This is a genomic window from Rhizobium sp. CB2179 (assembly GCF_057653455.1).
Genome location: NZ_JBYGKR010000002.1, coordinates 370,452 through 385,613, shown reverse-complemented (window position 1 = coordinate 385,613; position 15,162 = coordinate 370,452). Strand labels below are relative to the sequence as shown.

17 protein-coding genes and 1 pseudogene are annotated in these 15,162 nt (G+C 60.1%); 10 read left to right on the top strand and 8 right to left on the bottom strand.

Going from position 1 to position 15,162, the window contains the following annotated elements; all coding sequences use genetic code 11:
- Positions 1-102: 102 nt before the first annotated feature.
- Positions 103-951, bottom strand: a complete 849-nt coding sequence (locus AC244Q_RS25905) for a PA3715 family protein (RefSeq protein ID WP_128406609.1) — start codon at positions 949-951, stop codon at positions 103-105.
- Positions 952-1,239: 288 nt separating this feature from the next.
- Between AC244Q_RS25905 and AC244Q_RS25900 the strand changes: the two genes are divergently transcribed.
- The 7 genes from AC244Q_RS25900 to AC244Q_RS25870 all read left to right on the top strand — a co-directional run bounded on the left by AC244Q_RS25900 (position 1,240) and on the right by AC244Q_RS25870 (position 6,238).
- Complete coding sequence (locus AC244Q_RS25900; protein ID WP_128406610.1) at positions 1,240-1,587, top strand: DUF488 domain-containing protein; 348 nt, start codon at positions 1,240-1,242, stop codon at positions 1,585-1,587.
- Between the two features lie 152 nt (positions 1,588-1,739).
- Positions 1,740-2,261: a DUF4142 domain-containing protein gene (locus AC244Q_RS25895; RefSeq protein ID WP_017996026.1), complete on the top strand. Its 522-nt coding sequence runs from the start codon at positions 1,740-1,742 to the stop codon at positions 2,259-2,261.
- A 9-nt stretch (positions 2,262-2,270) separates the two neighbouring features.
- Positions 2,271-2,597 (top strand): cupredoxin domain-containing protein, encoded by a 327-nt coding sequence (locus AC244Q_RS25890; protein ID WP_003562258.1) that lies wholly within the window; start codon positions 2,271-2,273, stop codon positions 2,595-2,597.
- A 46-nt stretch (positions 2,598-2,643) separates the two neighbouring features.
- The gene (locus tag AC244Q_RS25885) at positions 2,644-3,357 is read left to right on the top strand and encodes an RNA polymerase sigma factor (protein ID WP_128406611.1); all 714 of its coding nucleotides are present in this window, start codon (positions 2,644-2,646) and stop codon (positions 3,355-3,357) included.
- A gap of 382 nt (positions 3,358-3,739) precedes the next feature.
- Positions 3,740-5,125, top strand: a complete 1,386-nt coding sequence (locus AC244Q_RS25880) for a TadE/TadG family type IV pilus assembly protein (protein ID WP_128406612.1) — start codon at positions 3,740-3,742, stop codon at positions 5,123-5,125.
- Positions 5,122-5,652, top strand: coding sequence for a TadE/TadG family type IV pilus assembly protein (locus AC244Q_RS25875; RefSeq protein WP_017996029.1), 531 nt, complete (start codon positions 5,122-5,124; stop codon positions 5,650-5,652). Before AC244Q_RS25880 ends, AC244Q_RS25875 begins: the two co-directional genes overlap by 4 nt.
- A 1-nt stretch (position 5,653) precedes the next feature.
- A complete protein-coding gene (locus tag AC244Q_RS25870) occupies positions 5,654-6,238 on the top strand; it encodes a TadE/TadG family type IV pilus assembly protein (RefSeq protein ID WP_128406613.1) in 585 nt (194 codons plus the stop codon).
- A gap of 173 nt (positions 6,239-6,411) precedes the next feature.
- On the opposite strand, the pseudogene AC244Q_RS25865 reads toward AC244Q_RS25870, so the two are convergent.
- A pseudogene (locus AC244Q_RS25865) lies at positions 6,412-6,510 on the bottom strand (short-chain dehydrogenase); the annotation flags it as partial.
- A gap of 42 nt (positions 6,511-6,552) precedes the next feature.
- Between AC244Q_RS25865 and AC244Q_RS25860 the strand changes: the two are divergent.
- Positions 6,553-7,335 (top strand): pyrroline-5-carboxylate reductase, encoded by a 783-nt coding sequence (locus AC244Q_RS25860; protein ID WP_128406614.1) that lies wholly within the window; start codon positions 6,553-6,555, stop codon positions 7,333-7,335.
- Here the strand turns inward: AC244Q_RS25860 and AC244Q_RS25855 are convergent.
- A complete protein-coding gene (locus AC244Q_RS25855; protein ID WP_128406615.1) occupies positions 7,332-7,880 on the bottom strand; it encodes a cupin domain-containing protein in 549 nt (182 codons plus the stop codon). The two genes, AC244Q_RS25860 and AC244Q_RS25855, sit on opposite strands and share 4 nt — an antisense overlap.
- A 142-nt stretch (positions 7,881-8,022) precedes the next feature.
- Between AC244Q_RS25855 and aptA the strand changes: the two genes are divergently transcribed.
- A complete protein-coding gene (aptA, locus tag AC244Q_RS25850) occupies positions 8,023-9,357 on the top strand; it encodes an omega-aminotransferase AptA (RefSeq protein WP_128406616.1) in 1,335 nt (444 codons plus the stop codon).
- Between the two features lie 83 nt (positions 9,358-9,440).
- Here the strand turns inward: aptA and AC244Q_RS25845 are convergent, their stop codons facing one another.
- From AC244Q_RS25845 to alr, 3 genes are all read right to left on the bottom strand, one after another.
- Positions 9,441-10,463: a helix-turn-helix transcriptional regulator gene (locus AC244Q_RS25845; protein ID WP_128406721.1), complete on the bottom strand. Its 1,023-nt coding sequence runs from the start codon at positions 10,461-10,463 to the stop codon at positions 9,441-9,443.
- A gap of 83 nt (positions 10,464-10,546) precedes the next feature.
- Positions 10,547-11,797, bottom strand: a complete 1,251-nt coding sequence (locus tag AC244Q_RS25840; RefSeq protein WP_128406617.1) for a D-amino acid dehydrogenase — start codon at positions 11,795-11,797, stop codon at positions 10,547-10,549.
- 29 nt (positions 11,798-11,826) lie between these two features.
- Entirely contained in the window at positions 11,827-12,960 is a 1,134-nt protein-coding gene (alr, locus tag AC244Q_RS25835; protein WP_128406618.1) for an alanine racemase, read from the bottom strand.
- Between the two features lie 125 nt (positions 12,961-13,085).
- On the opposite strand from alr, the gene AC244Q_RS25830 reads away from it, so the two are divergent.
- Positions 13,086-13,550, top strand: a complete 465-nt coding sequence (locus AC244Q_RS25830) for an Lrp/AsnC family transcriptional regulator (RefSeq protein WP_003550368.1) — start codon at positions 13,086-13,088, stop codon at positions 13,548-13,550.
- An 83-nt stretch (positions 13,551-13,633) separates the two neighbouring features.
- On the opposite strand, the gene AC244Q_RS25825 is transcribed toward AC244Q_RS25830, so the two are convergent.
- Both AC244Q_RS25825 and AC244Q_RS25820 read right to left on the bottom strand, forming a co-directional pair.
- The gene (locus AC244Q_RS25825; protein WP_128406619.1) at positions 13,634-14,335 is read right to left on the bottom strand and encodes an HpcH/HpaI aldolase family protein; all 702 of its coding nucleotides are present in this window, start codon (positions 14,333-14,335) and stop codon (positions 13,634-13,636) included.
- Between the two features lie 16 nt (positions 14,336-14,351).
- Positions 14,352-15,155: an SDR family oxidoreductase gene (locus AC244Q_RS25820; RefSeq protein WP_128406620.1), complete on the bottom strand. Its 804-nt coding sequence runs from the start codon at positions 15,153-15,155 to the stop codon at positions 14,352-14,354.
- Positions 15,156-15,162 lie beyond the last annotated feature (7 nt).

The following is a 15,162-nucleotide window of genomic DNA, read 5'->3' as shown; positions in this document are numbered from 1 at the left end:
GATCGCGCCAATTCAAGCGATAGAGCGTCCTGTCGGACACGCGGCGCTCTATCGCAGTTGTCCCGGTCATTGCGGCCATCACCTGCCTGGACCACCACCCTCTTACTCATCGCGCTTCAGATCTTTGGGAACGATATATTTCGAACCGTCGTAACGCAGCCGGTGTTTGCCAATCGTCGTTTTATCTTCGCTCTGGCAATCACCATCCTTTCCGACCGTTGCAACGGAAGTGGTCGTTTTTTCGGCTACGACTATATCGGCAAACACGCCTTTTGCTGGTGAACCCATTGAAAGCGTGCGCGTGGTTTCATTAAACTCGCCGGCACAGGCGGTATCCCATTCTCCGTGGTTCTCGCTGACGACAATATTGTCGAGAACCGGCTTCAGCCCATCAGGGTCGACTGAGAAGAGCCATAAGGTCGTTTCGCCGAATGGATTGGCGCGCGAACTGCCTTCCAGCGTAACACGCAATCCAAAAGCCGTTTTCCGAGGAGCGAGTTGATACCGTGCGGTATCGAAGGCGACGCTTTCTACATGAATGGCATCGTCGGACATAAGTCCCTGAAGACGCAGGCGCTGCTTTACATGAAGATTGGTGCTGTCGACCACGAGCAGTTCGATGTCCCCCTCGTTTTCCGAATCCGACTGCTCTGTCATCAAGGGGACAGCAACAAGCGTCAGTTGCGGTTGAGCTGGCCAGATCCGGCAAATCACCCGACGCGGATCGCCGTCGACATTGTCGTCTGTTGGCAATGTGATGGTTGCGCCCCCAAACAGAAAAGCGTCGTCGGCGTTGTTGGCACCCGGATAGGCAAGACGGATGATGTCTGAGGCGCGGCCGGCGCATTCGTTCTGGCCCGCCGATGCCGCTGGAGCGCTGACAGCAACGCCGAGTCCGATCAGAACGATCAGTTCGAAGAATGAAGCGCGGGCGTTCGAAAGCTGCGTCAATGCAAATCCCTCCGCAAAGCCACAGGCATATTCGAAACGTGACATTTGGCAATATTGGGAGAATCGAAAAATATCAGCGGCCAAGGACCGAAGAGCATCAGTTGGCCGCGACAATGCTACAGCAATCGGAGGCGTTCATCTGTGGCCGACCGACAACCTATATTCCTAAGTTGAGTGCGATGGCTGCCTGTGCACGCACCCGATCGAGCCGCGGGCTCGAGCCTGGAACCAAAACCCTGTCACGCGTATTCGTCTAGATTGGTTTTCGAACTTATGTCGGGTGGACAAATGTCCTTGCACCTCAAACGAATCTACGAGCCGAAAGACGACAAGGACGGCACGCGCATCCTGATCGATCGGCTATGGCCGCGCGGGTTGAGCAAGAAGGATGCGGCAGTCGATATCTGGCTGAAGGATATTGCGCCAAGCCCGGCGCTGCGCCGTTGGTTTGGCCATGATCCCGCCAAATGGACCGAGTTCCAGCGCCGGTATCGGGACGAGCTGGAAAAGAACCCGTCCACCGTCGAGGAGCTGAAACGCCAGATCGGACAAGCGGAGGCAACACTTCTCTACGCTGCGAAAGACCTGCACCACAATCACGCCATCGTGCTTCAGCGCTTCCTCGGCAAAGACTGACGCGTCGGTGACCGACGCCGACGACACGCGGCCTCTCCGTGTCCGAAATTTCCGGGAACCTTTTCGCTCGATCTGCATCCAATGTTCGCTTCCCAAGGCGCATCACCGTTGCTGCCGGAAGACATTCGGCCACGACACAAGGGAGACAGATCATGTTGAAACGAATTCTCGGCGCCACCCTGATGGCGGCCTCACTCGGCACCGCTTCGATCGCCGCCGATGCCAAGCCGACCGATCCTCAGATCGCCCACATCGCCTATACGGCGGGGCAGATCGATGTCACCGCGGCAGAGCAGGCTTTGAAGAAGAGCAAGAATGCCGACGTCATAGCATTCGCCAAAACCATGGAGCGCGACCACAAGGCCGTCAATGACAAGGCGCTCGCCCTCGTCAAGAAGCTGAAGGTGACGCCCGAAGACAACGCAGTCAGCCAGTCCCTGTCGACACAGGCGACCAAGGAACTGACGACGCTGGAGGCGCTCGACGGCGCGGCGTTTGACAAGGCCTATGTCGAAAACGAAGTCGCCTATCACAAGTCGGTCAACGACGCGCTTGCCAACACCTTGATCCCGTCGGCTGAGAATAAAGAGCTCAAGTCGCTGCTGGAAACGGGCCTGACGCTATTCAAGGAGCACCAGATGCATGCCGAGCATCTGGCTTCCATGATCAAATAGGCTTGAGGAATGGGCTCGCTGATGAAATCGCTACGGCTCCCGCTGCTGTCTGCACTGCTTTGGGCGGGCAACGGGGTTGCCTCGGCGGCCGACTATCAGATCACCATCACCGGCATGAAATTCGGCTCGCCGCCTGCCGAGCTGCGTGTCGGCGATGTGATCGTCTGGCGAAACGATGATATATTCCGGCACACGGCAACCGCTCGCGACAAGAGCTTCGATATCGACCTGCCGCCGAAATCGGAAGCCCGCATGACGGTCGCCCAGGCGGGAGCGGTCGATTTTTATTGTCGCTTTCATCCCGCCATGACGGGCAAGCTGGACGTCCGGCCATAGGCCGGGCTCCAATCGAAAGACAGGCGAGCGGGGCGGAGGACTCCCTATGACAGCCATTCCAGTTACGGCCGAGCGACACCGGCAGCAGATGTCGATACTGTCCGACACCGATCTCGTGCTCTTGGCAAAAGCAGGCGACGAGCCCGCCATCCGCGCCATCGTTCAACGTCACAATCAGCGCCTGTTCCGGACGGCGCGCGCCGTCATCCGCAATGATGCGGAGGCGGAAGACGTCGTCCAGGCCGCCTACATCAAGGCATTCACCAGTCTGGCGACATTCCGGGGCGAGGCACAGCTTTCGACATGGCTGACCCGCATTACGCTCAACGAGGCGCTCAGCCGTGTGCGGGCCCGAAAGAACACCACCGGGCTTGAGGAAATCGACATGCAGACGACGGCGCCGGGTGGCGAAGTGTTACAGTTTCCGTCTTCCTTGTCCGCAACTGATCCGGAAACCGAGCTGTCCAGGAGCCAGGCGCGGCATCTCCTCGAAAACGCGGTCGACGGGCTCCCGGACGATTTTCGCGCCGTGTTCGTGCTGCGGGATGTCGAAGGCATGAGCACGGAGGAGGCCGCCTCTTACCTCGGCATAAGACCGGAAACGGCCAAGACCCGGCTGCATCGGGCGCGCAAGATGATGCGCCAGTCGATCGAAAAACAGCTCTCCGGCGCATTCTTGGCCCTCTTCCCGTTCGACGGCGTCCGTTGCGCCTTCATGGCCGACCGCGTCATCGCCGCCCTTGGCAACGGGATGTCATGATGTCTCGCACTATTGACGGGAGAAATCCTCCGGCCTTGAGTGTCTCGAGCTCTGCCCGCTTCGTCGGTCAGGTCTCCGGCGCAAGAGCAGTGGAAATTAGAAGAGCATGCTGCCGAACGTGCGGATCTCCGCTTGGACAGCTAAGGCTGTTGAACGATGACGCTGGAGAGGTCGCGGATGAGGGCCGGGCGTGTGCCCACTTCCGGCCGCACGTATGCGATCCGCTCAGCGTGAAAGGCCATGCGATGTCGTTCCGCGCCTATCCATAATTCGCAGACATATACAATTTGCGCAGGAAATAGCGCGGCGGCGGCCATTTTGTGGCGGAAAACACAGTAATTAACAGAGACTTAAGCAATCCGGATACTTCTTGCATATTAGTATGACTTATTTGACGGTGGTCTTTTTGCGCTCGGGTCTTTCATATTCACTTGCTCGGGTCTTCAAAACCCTTCGTGGTCTCGGTAGGGACAGGGGCGGCAATGTCGCGATCGTCGTTGCCCTCACCCTGGTGCCGATGATCGTCGCAGTCGGCGCGAGCTTTGACTACATCAGGACCTACAATGTCCGCCAGAGGATGCAGAGCGACCTGGACACGGCGCTGATCGCCGCAGTCAAAGAGATCGATACCGACGACGCCGTCGCTCTCAAGCAAAAGGTTTCCGACTGGTTCCACGCGCAGGTGGAAAACAGCTATACGCTTGGCGACATCAACATTGACACGTCAAACCATAAGATCACGGCGACGGCCAGCGGCACGGTTCCGACGACGCTGATGAGGATCGCCAACATCAACACCGTTCCCGTCAGCGTGGCAAGCGCCGTCAAGGGGCCGGCCACCTCCTATCTCAATGTCTATATTGTTATCGACACTTCCCCGTCGATGCTTCTGGCAGCAACAACGGCCGGCCAGGCGACCATGTATTCCGGCATCGGCTGCCAGTTCGCCTGCCACACGGGCGACGCGCACAAAATCGGCAACAAGACATACAACAACAACTATGAATACAGCACGGCCAAGAACATAAAGCTGCGCGCCGATGTCGCCGGCGACGCCGTCAAGGACGTGCTCGCCTTGATCGATACGTCCGACAGCAATCATCAACGCATCAAGGTCGGATTATATAGCCTCGGCGATACCCTTACGGAAGTTCTGGCCCCGACGCTCAGCACGGACACGGCGCGCAACCGCCTCGCGGACGCAAGCTACGGCCTCACCAGCGCGACCTCGAAGGCAGCCACCTATTTCGACGTCTCCCTGACAACGCTCAAGCAGAAAGTCGGCACGGGCGGGGACGGGACGGCCTCGAACTCGCCGCTCAAGCTGGTTCTCCTGCTGACGGACGGCGTCCAATCGCAGCGCGAATGGGTGACCGACAAGGTCACATGGTCGAACAACAAGGCAATTTCCGGGACATACTGGAACAAGGTGGCGCCGCTCAATCCAGCCTGGTGCGCCTACCTCAAAAACCAGTCCGCCACGATGGCGGTGCTCTATACCGAATACCTGCCGCTCACGTCGGATTGGGGCTACAACGCAACCGTCGGTTCGACCATGGCCAGCGCCAACTGGAATGGTACCTATGGTGGCATCATGCAAAGTGGCGTGTCGACCAGCATCACGAGACGGGATTACATCCCCTATGCGCTTTCCGACTGCGCATCGTCCAAGAGCCTGTTCCTATCAGCATCGTCATCGACCGAGATCACCGCAGGCCTGTCGGCGCTTTTCACCCAATATCTCGCATCCGTCCGGTTGACCCAATGAGGCGAGGGAAACGCTTCGCATCGTTGCGCCGCCTGTTCGGCGATCGCAAAGGGGTCGCTGCGATCGAATTTGCGATCCTGGCTCTGCCGCTCTTCATCATGATATTCGGCATTATCGAAGTGTCGCTGATGTTCTTCGTCAACTCGGCGCTGGACGCGTCCGTGCACAAGATCTCCCGAATGATCCGCACCGGCGAGGTTGCATCCTCCAAGATCACGCTGGCCGATTTCAAGACCAGAATCTGCAACGACATGCTTCTGTCGTTCAGCTGCTCCAGCGGTCTGCTGGTCAAGGTGATCGTGCTTTCCGACCTCTCGTCGGCCGCCAGCACCGACCCCATCGACGACAGCGGCAATCTCACGGTCACCGAGACCTATGACATCGGCAAAGGCAGCGATTACATCCTGGTTCAGACGTTCCTGCCATGGACAGCCGTCGTCAATTTCTTCAGCCTTTCGAGCGCCAAGCTTTCCGACGGCCGCTACCTGCTCGGATCTTCCGTTCTGTTCCGCAACGAGCCTTTCTGAGATGATCATGAAACGGAGCCTGTCCTTCATCCGCTTCGCCCGATCCCGCACCCGTCATCTCGTGCGCGACCGGTCAGCGGCTTCGGGTGTGGAATTCGCGCTGGTGTTGCCGATCCTGGTGATGCTCCTGTTCGGCACCGTCGATCTCGGCCATGCGCTCACGGTCAGCCGAAAGATAGACGAGATTGCCTCCTCCACAGGCGACATGATTTCACAGCAGGGCTCCTGGACGAAGTCCGACGTCGCCAAGCTTCTCTCTGGCGCCAGCTTCATCCTGCAGCCCTATGAGACGACAGGGCTGACGATCACCGTCGCGGTGGACGATATCGCCAAGAGCGGCAGCGCGACGGTCAACTGGTCTGCAGCACTCAACACCTCCGCCCTTAACTCCGGCGCGGCGAGTACAATCGAGGTCCCCTCGGAAATCCAGGATGATGGCGTGCAGGTGGTGCTGACCAGGGTGCAGTACACATTGACGACGCCGGTCTCGGCGTTCTTTTCAAACTTCACCGGGCAGAATGGCTACAGCTTCGATCGCCATTACTTCAATCGCCCGAGGGTCGGCGACAAGATCACTTACAAATAAGCCCCAGGCTTGTCGCAATCGCCTGGAGGCCCCACAGCTGCGACTATCATTATAGTCCTCCACGATTGATCGTCTCCAGGTCCGGCATATCGCCACCGCGTTCGACCGGCCCTTTCCAACCACGGCTTCCGCTCATCCGGCCGCAGAACCGCATGACCCCCGGATGTGACTTAGACGGCATTGACCCGGTCCCTGTCGGGTGCATAGTCGCGGGGTACTGGCTTGAAGGTGGCAACGGTCGCCTTTGTCGTGTTGTAGGCGATGTGGCTTGGCCGATGTCGCGTTGGGCCCGCTGCGGGCTGCGGAGTAATCAAATGAAAATCGACAGTATCGGCTTCGTCGGAACCGGCGCAATTACCGAGGCCATGGTTCGCGGCCTTCTGACTGAGCCGGCCTATGCCTCCGAAATTCACGTTTCTCCACGAAGCGCTCACATCGCCGCGACGCTGGCAGAAGAATTCGCCGCCGTCAGAATTGCCAAGGACAATCAGGACGTCGTCGAACGCAGCGACATGGTGTTCCTGGCGATACGGCCGCAGGTCGCCGAGGAGGTCGTGCGCGCGCTATCGTTCAGGGATGGCCAAATGGTCGTCAGCCTCGTTGCGGCGACGGAGCGCCAGGCCCTCTCCGAATGGATTGGCGCCGACGTGCATCTGGTGCAGGCGATCCCCCTGCCCTTCGTCGCCGGCCGGCAAGGCGTCACCGCCATCTATCCGCCTGATACCGCCGTCGCGGCGCTTTTCGACACGCTCGGAACGGCCGTCCAATGCCAGTCCAGAAAGGAATATGATCTTCTCGCGGCAGCGAGCGCAATGATGTCGACCTATTTCGGCATCATGGAGCAAGTTGCCGTCTGGCTGGAAAGAAGCGGCCTCGAAAAGGCGAAGGGACAGGCCTACATTGCGCCGCTCTTTGCAAGCCTCGCGCAGAAAGCGAACAGCCCCGGCAATGAACCGTTCAGCGCGCTGAGCCGCGAATTCGCGACCAAGGGAGGACTGAACGAGCAGGTTCTTTCAGACTTCGAGAAGAAGGGCGGCCTTGCCGCGCTCACCGCTGCCCTCGACGGTGTGCTTGCCCGCATCGAGGGCAAGAACTAGAACGTCGGCGGCGTGCAGGCGCTGATGACCTCGCAGGGCACCGGTCCGACGCAGCGGAAGCGGTGCGGGCGCCTGCTTTCGAAATAGTAGGCGTCACCCGCTCCAAGGATACGCCGTTCGTCGTCGACCGTCACCTCGAGCCTTCCAGAGAGCACGATCCCGCCCTCCTCCCCCTCGTGAACAAGCGGAACCTTTCCGGTATCGGCGCCCGGCTGGTAACATTCCTTGAGTATTTGCAGGCTGCGCCCGAACAGGTTTTCTCCAATCTGCCTGTAGGAAATGGCGCCCTTGCCGATCTCCACCAACTCCTCGGCCGCATAGAAGGCCTTCCTTGGACGCTCGGGCTCGAAGGCGAAGAATTCCGCCAGGCCGATGGGGATACCGTCCAGAATTCGCTTCAAAGCCCCGACCGACGGGTTGGAGGCGTTCGATTCGATCAGCGAGATCGTCGAGTTCGGCACGCCGGTGCGCTTGGCGAGCTCACGCTGGGAAAGCTTATGGGCGATGCGGAGATAGCGAAGGCGGCTGCCGATATCGACGGACATGATGCCACCCGTTTGTGTTGTCCAGAATATCTAAAATTTATGTTCCAATCCATTGAATTTCAATAGCTTGCATCAACAAAGAAAAGGACTTGTTTGAAATGGAGAAATTGCCATTCTCGGCGCCATCCCAAAGGAGGCCAGGATGGACCAGCTCAGCAAAACGAACGCGCCCGTACTCGAAAATTTCTGGATGCCGTTCACCGCGAACAGGCAATTCAAGGCCACGCCGCGGCTACTCGCAGCCGCAGAGGGCATGTACTACACCGACATCGATGGACATCAGGTGCTTGACGGCACGGCCGGGCTCTGGTGCTGCAACGCCGGCCACGGCCGCAAGAAGATCGCCCAAGCCGTCGAGCGACAGCTTGCAACCCTCGACTACGCACCGACCTTTCAGATGGGGCATCCGATCGCCTTCGACTTCGCTGCAAAACTGGCTGCGAACGCGCCGGGCGGTCCTGACGCCAAGCTCGACAGGATCTTCTTCACCGGCTCAGGCTCGGAATCGGTCGATACGGCGCTCAAGATCGCCATCGCCTATCAGCGGGCGATCGGCCAGGGCACCCGCACACGGATCATCGGGCGCGAGAAGGGATATCATGGCGTCGGGTTCGGCGGCATTTCTGTCGGCGGTCTCGTCAACAACCGGCGGGTCTTCCCGCAAATACCGGCCGACCATATGCGCCACACGCTCGACATCGGGCGCAATGCGTTTTCAAAGGGCCTCCCCGCCCACGGCGTCGAACTGGCGGACGATCTCGAGCGCCTGGTGCAGTTGCACGGCGCCGAGACCATCGCGGCTGTCATCGTCGAGCCGATGTCGGGATCAGCAGGCGTCGTCTTGCCTGCAAAGGGCTATCTGGAGAAGCTGCGCGCAACCGCCGACAAGCACGGGATTTTGCTGATCTTCGACGAGGTCATCACCGGCTTCGGGCGTCTCGGCACCCCTTTTGCGACCGACTACTTCGACGTCGTGCCCGACCTGATCACCACGGCAAAAGGCATCACCAACGGCACGATCCCGATGGGCGCGGTCTTTGCCAGCCGCAAGGTCTATGACGGCCTGATGGTCGGACCGGAAAATGCGATCGAACTCTTCCATGGCTATACCTATTCCGGCCATCCGGTCGCCTGCGCAGCCGGGCTCGCTACGCTCGAGATATACGAGGAAGAAGGCTTGCTGACGCGCGCATCCGAGCTCGCCGAATACTGGCAGGAGGCCCTTCATTCGCTGAATGGCCTGCCTCACGTCGTCGACATCCGCAATCTCGGACTGGTCGGCGCGGTCGAACTAGCTCCTCGTGAAGGAGCGCCGGGAACCCGCGCTTACGAAATCTTCGTCGACTGCTTCGAAAAGGGCCTGCTGATCCGGGTGACCGGCGACATCATCGCGCTTTCTCCGCCGCTTATCATCGAGAAAGACCAGATCGACACGATCGTCTCGATGCTCGGCGATGCCTTGAAGCGCGCAGCATAGATCCGCATCCGACGTGGTGTTCCCGTCGGCGATCGGACGTCTGGTCCATCGTCGACGAGCCATCCGGCACGCCGAGATAGAGCTCAGCGCTTCAAGGTCTGTGACGGCAATTGGCCGAAACGCTTCCTGTATTCGGCAGCAAATCGCCCCAGATGCGTAAACCCCCATCTGAGCGCGACATCGGCGACGACCTGCTTCCCGTCGGACCCGAGCAAATCTCGATGGGCGGCGGCCATCCGAAGGTCATGCAGGTAGGACATCGGGGTCGTATCCCTGAACTGCCGGAAACCCTGTTGCAAAGTCCGAACGCTGACCTTGGCTGCCATCGCGATATCGTTGAGCGAAATCGGCTCGGCGATGTGTTCCTGCATGAAGTCGATTGCCCACTTCACATGGCGTGGGGCCGGCGCCGGAGCAGTGAGCGCAAGCTCGTTCGAATAACGATTGGGGCAGGTCTCCAGAAGCAGATAGATCGCCGCGTCGCAGAGCGAGCCGGCAGCCAGCGGCGACCGCTGCAGCGGTCCGTTCCCGCTGAGGCCGCGATGGAGGCTCGAGACAATTTGCTGCAATACAAGCCCCGGACCGGTCGTCAGATCGATGTGCGGATGAAAGTCGACGTCGCCGCTGATCGTTCTGTCGAACATATGCGTGAGGTGGCTGGTGATCTTGGCCTGATCGACGAACAGGCCAAAATGACGGCGGGGGCCGAACAGGCGAGCACCCGCGGCACGACCTGCCTCAAGGATCGTGCCACGGGCGGGAACAGAATATATTTGCTCCCGCATGCCCTCGAAGGATGCGTTCCCTGTCATCGGTAGAAAAACGATCATCCTGTCGCTGGGCGCTTCCCGCCTGATCAGGATTGTGCCTTCGTAGGTACAGTCGGCGACGGTTACCTCTTCTCCGACGGTGACGAAATTGCAGTGGTATGCAATCGGCATATTGCCTTCCGCCGCAACCTTGATCGGGGAGTTTGGCGTCGACAATATTTCCGAGAGCGCATCCGGGTCCGTTCCACTGTGCGCCGTTTCCCGAAACAACATGCTCTGCATCGCCAGCTGTTGGGCGAGGCTGCCATCGTTATGTATATAAGAATTAACGGACATTCGTGACCTCGAAAGGCGATGTACACAAGTGATAATGGATTTGCGCAATCATGTTCGTCTCTTTTTTGCGTTGCCGGGCGGTGTCAACCGTAGCGGCTGATTGCGAGATCTCTCACGTCGATTTCCGGCTGGCCGCCGCTAACGAGATCGCCGATGAGCCGGGCCGAACCGGTGCTCATGGTCCAGCCGAGCGTGCCGTGACCGGTATTGAGGAAGAGGCCGGCGACCTTGGTCGCGCCGATGACCGGCGTGCCATCAGGCGTCATCGGGCGCAGGCCGGACCAGAAGGAGGCCTTGGAAACATCGCCGCCGGGGAAGAGATCGGTGACCGAATGTTCCAGTGTGCTGCGGCGAGCCAGGCCGAGATCGTTGGTGTAGCCCGATATTTCGGCCATGCCGCCGACGCGAATACGGTCACCGAGCCGGGTGATCGCGATCTTGTAGGTCTCGTCCATGACGGTCGATTCCGGCGCGCGTGACGCATCGGTGATCGGGATGGTGAGCGAATAGCCCTTGACGGGATAGACGGGCAGCCTGATGCCGAGCGGTTTCAGCAGCAGCGGCGAATAGCTGCCGAGCGCAACCACCACAGCCTCCGCGCTCATCCGCTCACGATCGGTGATGACCCCGCGCACCCGGCCGGCCTCGACATCCAGTGCCTTGATCGTCGTTCCGTAAACGAAGCGGACACCGAGGGCCTCGGCCTTAGCGGTCAGCGCATTGGTGAACTTGAAGCAGTCACCGGTTTCGTCCTTCGGCGTCAGCAGACCACCGACAATCTTGTCGCGCACATGTTTCAGCGCCGGCTCGAAGCGGATGCAGCCGTCCCGGTCCAGCACCTCATAGGGAATGCCATCGGCAGCCAGCGCCTTGACATCCTTTGCCGAGGCCTCGAGCTGCTGCTGCGTGCGGAACAGCTGCAGGGTCCCCTGCATGCGTTCATCATAGGCGATGCCGGTCTCGGCGCGAAGATCGGCCAGCGCGATGCGGCTGTAATCGGCAAGGCGCAGCATGCGGCTCTTGTTGATCGCGTAGCGCTCGGAGGTGCAGTTTGACAGCATCCTGGCCATCCAGGAAAGCATGGCCATATCGAGTTTCGGTCGCAGGACGAGCGGCGCATGTTTCATGAACAGCCACTTCATGGCCTTCATGGGAATGCCGGGTGCCGCCCATGGCGAGCAATAGCCGAAGGAGACTTCGCCGGCATTGGCAAAGCTCGTCTCCAGCGCCGGACCAGGCTGCCGGTCGGCGACCGTGACCTCATGGCCAGCCTTGGCCAGTTGATAAGCGGATGTGACGCCGACGATGCCGGCTCCTAGAACGATGACCTTCATGATGTCCCCAATGATGGAGCCGCCGGCTCTCAGCGATATTGCCTGTCGTAACGATCGCCCAGGCCCGTTAGGATTTCGTAAGAAATGGTGCCGGCATCACGGGCGATGTCCTCGAGCGTCTGATGGCGGCCAAGCACCTCGACGAGACTGCCGAAGGTCAGCGCGCCTTCGGGCAGTGCCGATATGTCGACGGTCGCGCTGTCCATCGACACGCGGCCGACGATCGGCAGGCGGATGCCCTTGAAATAGACGGCGCCGCGGTCGCTGAGGCAACGCGGCAGGCCATCGGCATAGCCGGCGGCAATAGTGGCGAGACGCGTTTCCCGTTGCGTCACATGCGCGCCGCCATAGCCGACCTTTGCACCCGCCGGCACGGTGCGCGTCTGCACGACGGCGACATCAAGGCTGACGACCGGTTCCATCGGGTTCTTCTCGCCGGCGTTCGGAGCGCCGCCATAAAGTGCGATGCCGGGACGGGCGAGCACGCCGTGATAGGCGTCGCCCAGGAAAACGCCGCCGGAATTGGCGAAGGAAATATCGAAGCCGGGAAATTCGTCGGCGATGCGGGACATCTCGGCAAACTGCTCGCCGTTCTGTTCGCTGTCCATGTCATCGGCCGACGCCAGATGGCTCATGATGAACAGGATTTCGACGTTGCTGCCGTCGCGAAGAGCCGCCGCCAGCTCTGCACGCTCTTCCCGGGGAAAACCGAGCCGCGACATGCCGGTGTCGAATTGCAGGACAGCAGGCAGGCAGCGCTTCAGAATGCGCGCAGCTGCCGACCATTGCCGCCACTGCGCCAGCGAATTGAGAACCGGGACAATGCCCATCTCGGCGCAGGCGATCTCGTTACCCGGCTGCAAACCGTTCAGCACGAAAATCTGGGCGTCATGCGCAAGGGCCGGCCGGAGCCTCAAGGCCTCGACGAACTGGGCGACGAAGAAATGCCTGCAACCTTCACTGTAAAGCGTTCTTCCGACCCGCTCGGCGCCAAGGCCATAGGCGTCGGCCTTGACGACGGCGCCGGCGCGCACCGGCGCCAGCATCGATACGAGCTTGCGATAGTTACGACCAAGGGCGGCAAGATCGATCGTCAGATAGCCGGTGGCTCCCTGCGTGGTCGTCGCAATGCGTGTGCGGGAAACCAAAATATCGCTATCCATGTCCACCCCTTTTCGATCTCAGGAGTTTATGAAAGAATGAGCGAAATTGCTGGTCATTCAGCAATTTATTATTGCATGGTTTGCCTATTATTCGCATAATCAATCGAAATTTGGAATGATCCGCCATGCCCGCACTCGACGCGATCGATCGCAACATCCTGAGACTGCTGCGTCTCGATGCCCGCATGAGCAATGCCAAGCTCGCCGCCGAGATCGGTCTTTCTCCCTCGGCCTGCCTCAGGCGCATCAAGATCATGGAAAAATCAGGCGTGATCCGCGGCTATACGGTGCTGGTCGACACCGGCAATGCGGATGAGATGATCGCCGTGATCATCAACATCACTCTCGAACGACAAACGGAGGACTATCTCGACCGCCTCGAGGCGGCGGTCCGCCGGCATCCCGAGATCCGGGAATGTTTTCTGATGACGGGCGGCTCGGACTATCTGCTGCGCGTGGAGGTTGCCAATGCCGGCGAGTTCGAGCGGATTCACAAGGAGATCCTGTCGACCTTGCCCGGTGTCCTCAGGATTCATTCCAGCTTCTCGATCCGCAATGTTCTGGCGACGCGCACGCGAGGCAGGCGCTGAACCGCGATCATCGAACCTATATCAATTCGAGTGCCGTAGCCTTGGCGACCGCGCGGTTTTATTCTCACTCAAAATCCGGGCGACTACCGCGCCAGCGTCTGCCTGATGCCGGTAATCCCGCGGCGCAGGAAGGGATCGCTGTGGATATAGAAGAACTGAACACCCTTCTCAAGCCAATGAGGCAGTTCATCGGCGGTGGCCAGCGTGCCTGCAACCTTGCCTGCTGCGCGGATCTTGTCGACCGCGACCGCGACCTTCGCCATGACCGCTTCAGGACGCGGCTCGCCGAAGGGCGGGGCCGGCGGATAGCCCATATTCTGCGAGAGATCGCCAGGTCCGATGAAGAAGACGTCTATGCCGTCGACCTTCAACATCTCATCGAGATTGTCGATGGCATCCACCGTCTCGATCATCGCCACCACCAGGCGCTTGTCGAAGTCGGACGGAAGTGCGTAGCGGACGGCATCGACGACGGCGCGCGCCTGTTTGGCCGTATCCACCATCGGGACCATGATGCCGTCAGCTCCCGCATTCAGATACCTGATGATGACCGGGCGTTCGTGCGAATGCGGCCGGACGATCGCCGCTCCGCCGACGGAACGGACGATCTGTGCAGTCATGCGCACATCGTCGAAGCTCCAGGTTCCGTGTTCGCAGTCGACGAAGACGGAATCGGCGCCGAGTTCCACCAGTCGGGCTGCCAGCCCCGACGAGGAGTGGTGCGGCGTATACATGGTGATCGCCTCGCCGGCCAACAGCCGGGCGCGCAATTTGGCTCCGTTCATCAATATCCTCCCAGTTCTATTTTTTCGGCATATCCGGCGTATCGGCCGGCGCTCCGACCCAACGCGCAATTTCGATGTCGGCCGACGTGTCCCGCATAAATGTCGGGCAGATGTGAAGTTCGGGGATCACCGCGCTCTTATTCAGACTGGCGCAGAGGACGATCGCACGGGCGACGTCATGAGGATCCATCATGACCGCACGCTCCTCCTGCAGAGGAGGTCGCGCGCGATTATCCATGATCGGCGTATTGGTCTCGCCGGGCAGGATCGTCGTCGCCCGGATCCCCTGATTGCGATAGGTGTTGTGCAGGAAGCTCATGAAGTTCTTCACGCCGGCCTTGGCCGCACCATAGGCCGCGCCACCGAGCAGGTTGGGGTTGATCACCGCGAGCGACGAGACCGTGATGATCGTTCCCTCACCGCGCGCGATCATGTCGGGAAGGACCGCCTGGGTCAGGTTGAAGACGGCCGTCAGATTGACGTTGATGGTGGAGGTCCACTCGGCCTCGCTCAGAAAACGCGCGTTCAGCACCTTGCTGGCGCTGCCGGCATTGTTCACCAGGATGTCGACGGGTCCGACGCTATCCTTGATCCACGTCACGGCCGCAAAGATCTCTTCACGCGTCTCGATATCGAGCGCGCGCGTGACGGCCTTGCCATTAGCCTCTTCGATCAAGGCCGCCACCTCGCGCAGCGGCTCGATCCGCCGTCCGGTCAGCACGACGGTGGCGCCGTCCTTTGCCAGCAGCAGGGCGGTTTCGCGACCGATGCCGGAGCCGGCTCCCGTTACCAGAGCGATTTTTCCTTGAAGAAGTCCCATGGTTTTC

Coding starts and splice junctions, on each gene's coding strand:
- AC244Q_RS25855 (WP_128406615.1), bottom strand. CDS start 7,880: ATGTCCGTCGATATCGGCAGCCGCCTTCGCTATCTCCGCATCGCCCAT.
- alr (WP_128406618.1), bottom strand. CDS start 12,960: ATGGATAGCGATATTTTGGTTTCCCGCACACGCATTGCGACGACCACG.
- AC244Q_RS25830 (WP_003550368.1), top strand. CDS start 13,086: ATGCCCGCACTCGACGCGATCGATCGCAACATCCTGAGACTGCTGCGT.
- AC244Q_RS25845 (WP_128406721.1), bottom strand. CDS start 10,463: ATGTCCGTTAATTCTTATATACATAACGATGGCAGCCTCGCCCAACAG.
- AC244Q_RS25820 (WP_128406620.1), bottom strand. CDS start 15,155: ATGGGACTTCTTCAAGGAAAAATCGCTCTGGTAACGGGAGCCGGCTCC.
- AC244Q_RS25900 (WP_128406610.1), top strand. CDS start 1,240: ATGTCCTTGCACCTCAAACGAATCTACGAGCCGAAAGACGACAAGGAC.
- AC244Q_RS25895 (WP_017996026.1), top strand. CDS start 1,740: ATGTTGAAACGAATTCTCGGCGCCACCCTGATGGCGGCCTCACTCGGC.
- AC244Q_RS25885 (WP_128406611.1), top strand. CDS start 2,644: ATGACAGCCATTCCAGTTACGGCCGAGCGACACCGGCAGCAGATGTCG.
- AC244Q_RS25870 (WP_128406613.1), top strand. CDS start 5,654: ATGATCATGAAACGGAGCCTGTCCTTCATCCGCTTCGCCCGATCCCGC.
- AC244Q_RS25890 (WP_003562258.1), top strand. CDS start 2,271: ATGGGCTCGCTGATGAAATCGCTACGGCTCCCGCTGCTGTCTGCACTG.
- AC244Q_RS25875 (WP_017996029.1), top strand. CDS start 5,122: ATGAGGCGAGGGAAACGCTTCGCATCGTTGCGCCGCCTGTTCGGCGAT.
- AC244Q_RS25840 (WP_128406617.1), bottom strand. CDS start 11,797: ATGAAGGTCATCGTTCTAGGAGCCGGCATCGTCGGCGTCACATCCGCT.
- AC244Q_RS25860 (WP_128406614.1), top strand. CDS start 6,553: ATGAAAATCGACAGTATCGGCTTCGTCGGAACCGGCGCAATTACCGAG.
- aptA (WP_128406616.1), top strand. CDS start 8,023: ATGGACCAGCTCAGCAAAACGAACGCGCCCGTACTCGAAAATTTCTGG.
- AC244Q_RS25825 (WP_128406619.1), bottom strand. CDS start 14,335: ATGAACGGAGCCAAATTGCGCGCCCGGCTGTTGGCCGGCGAGGCGATC.
- AC244Q_RS25880 (WP_128406612.1), top strand. CDS start 3,740: ATGACTTATTTGACGGTGGTCTTTTTGCGCTCGGGTCTTTCATATTCA.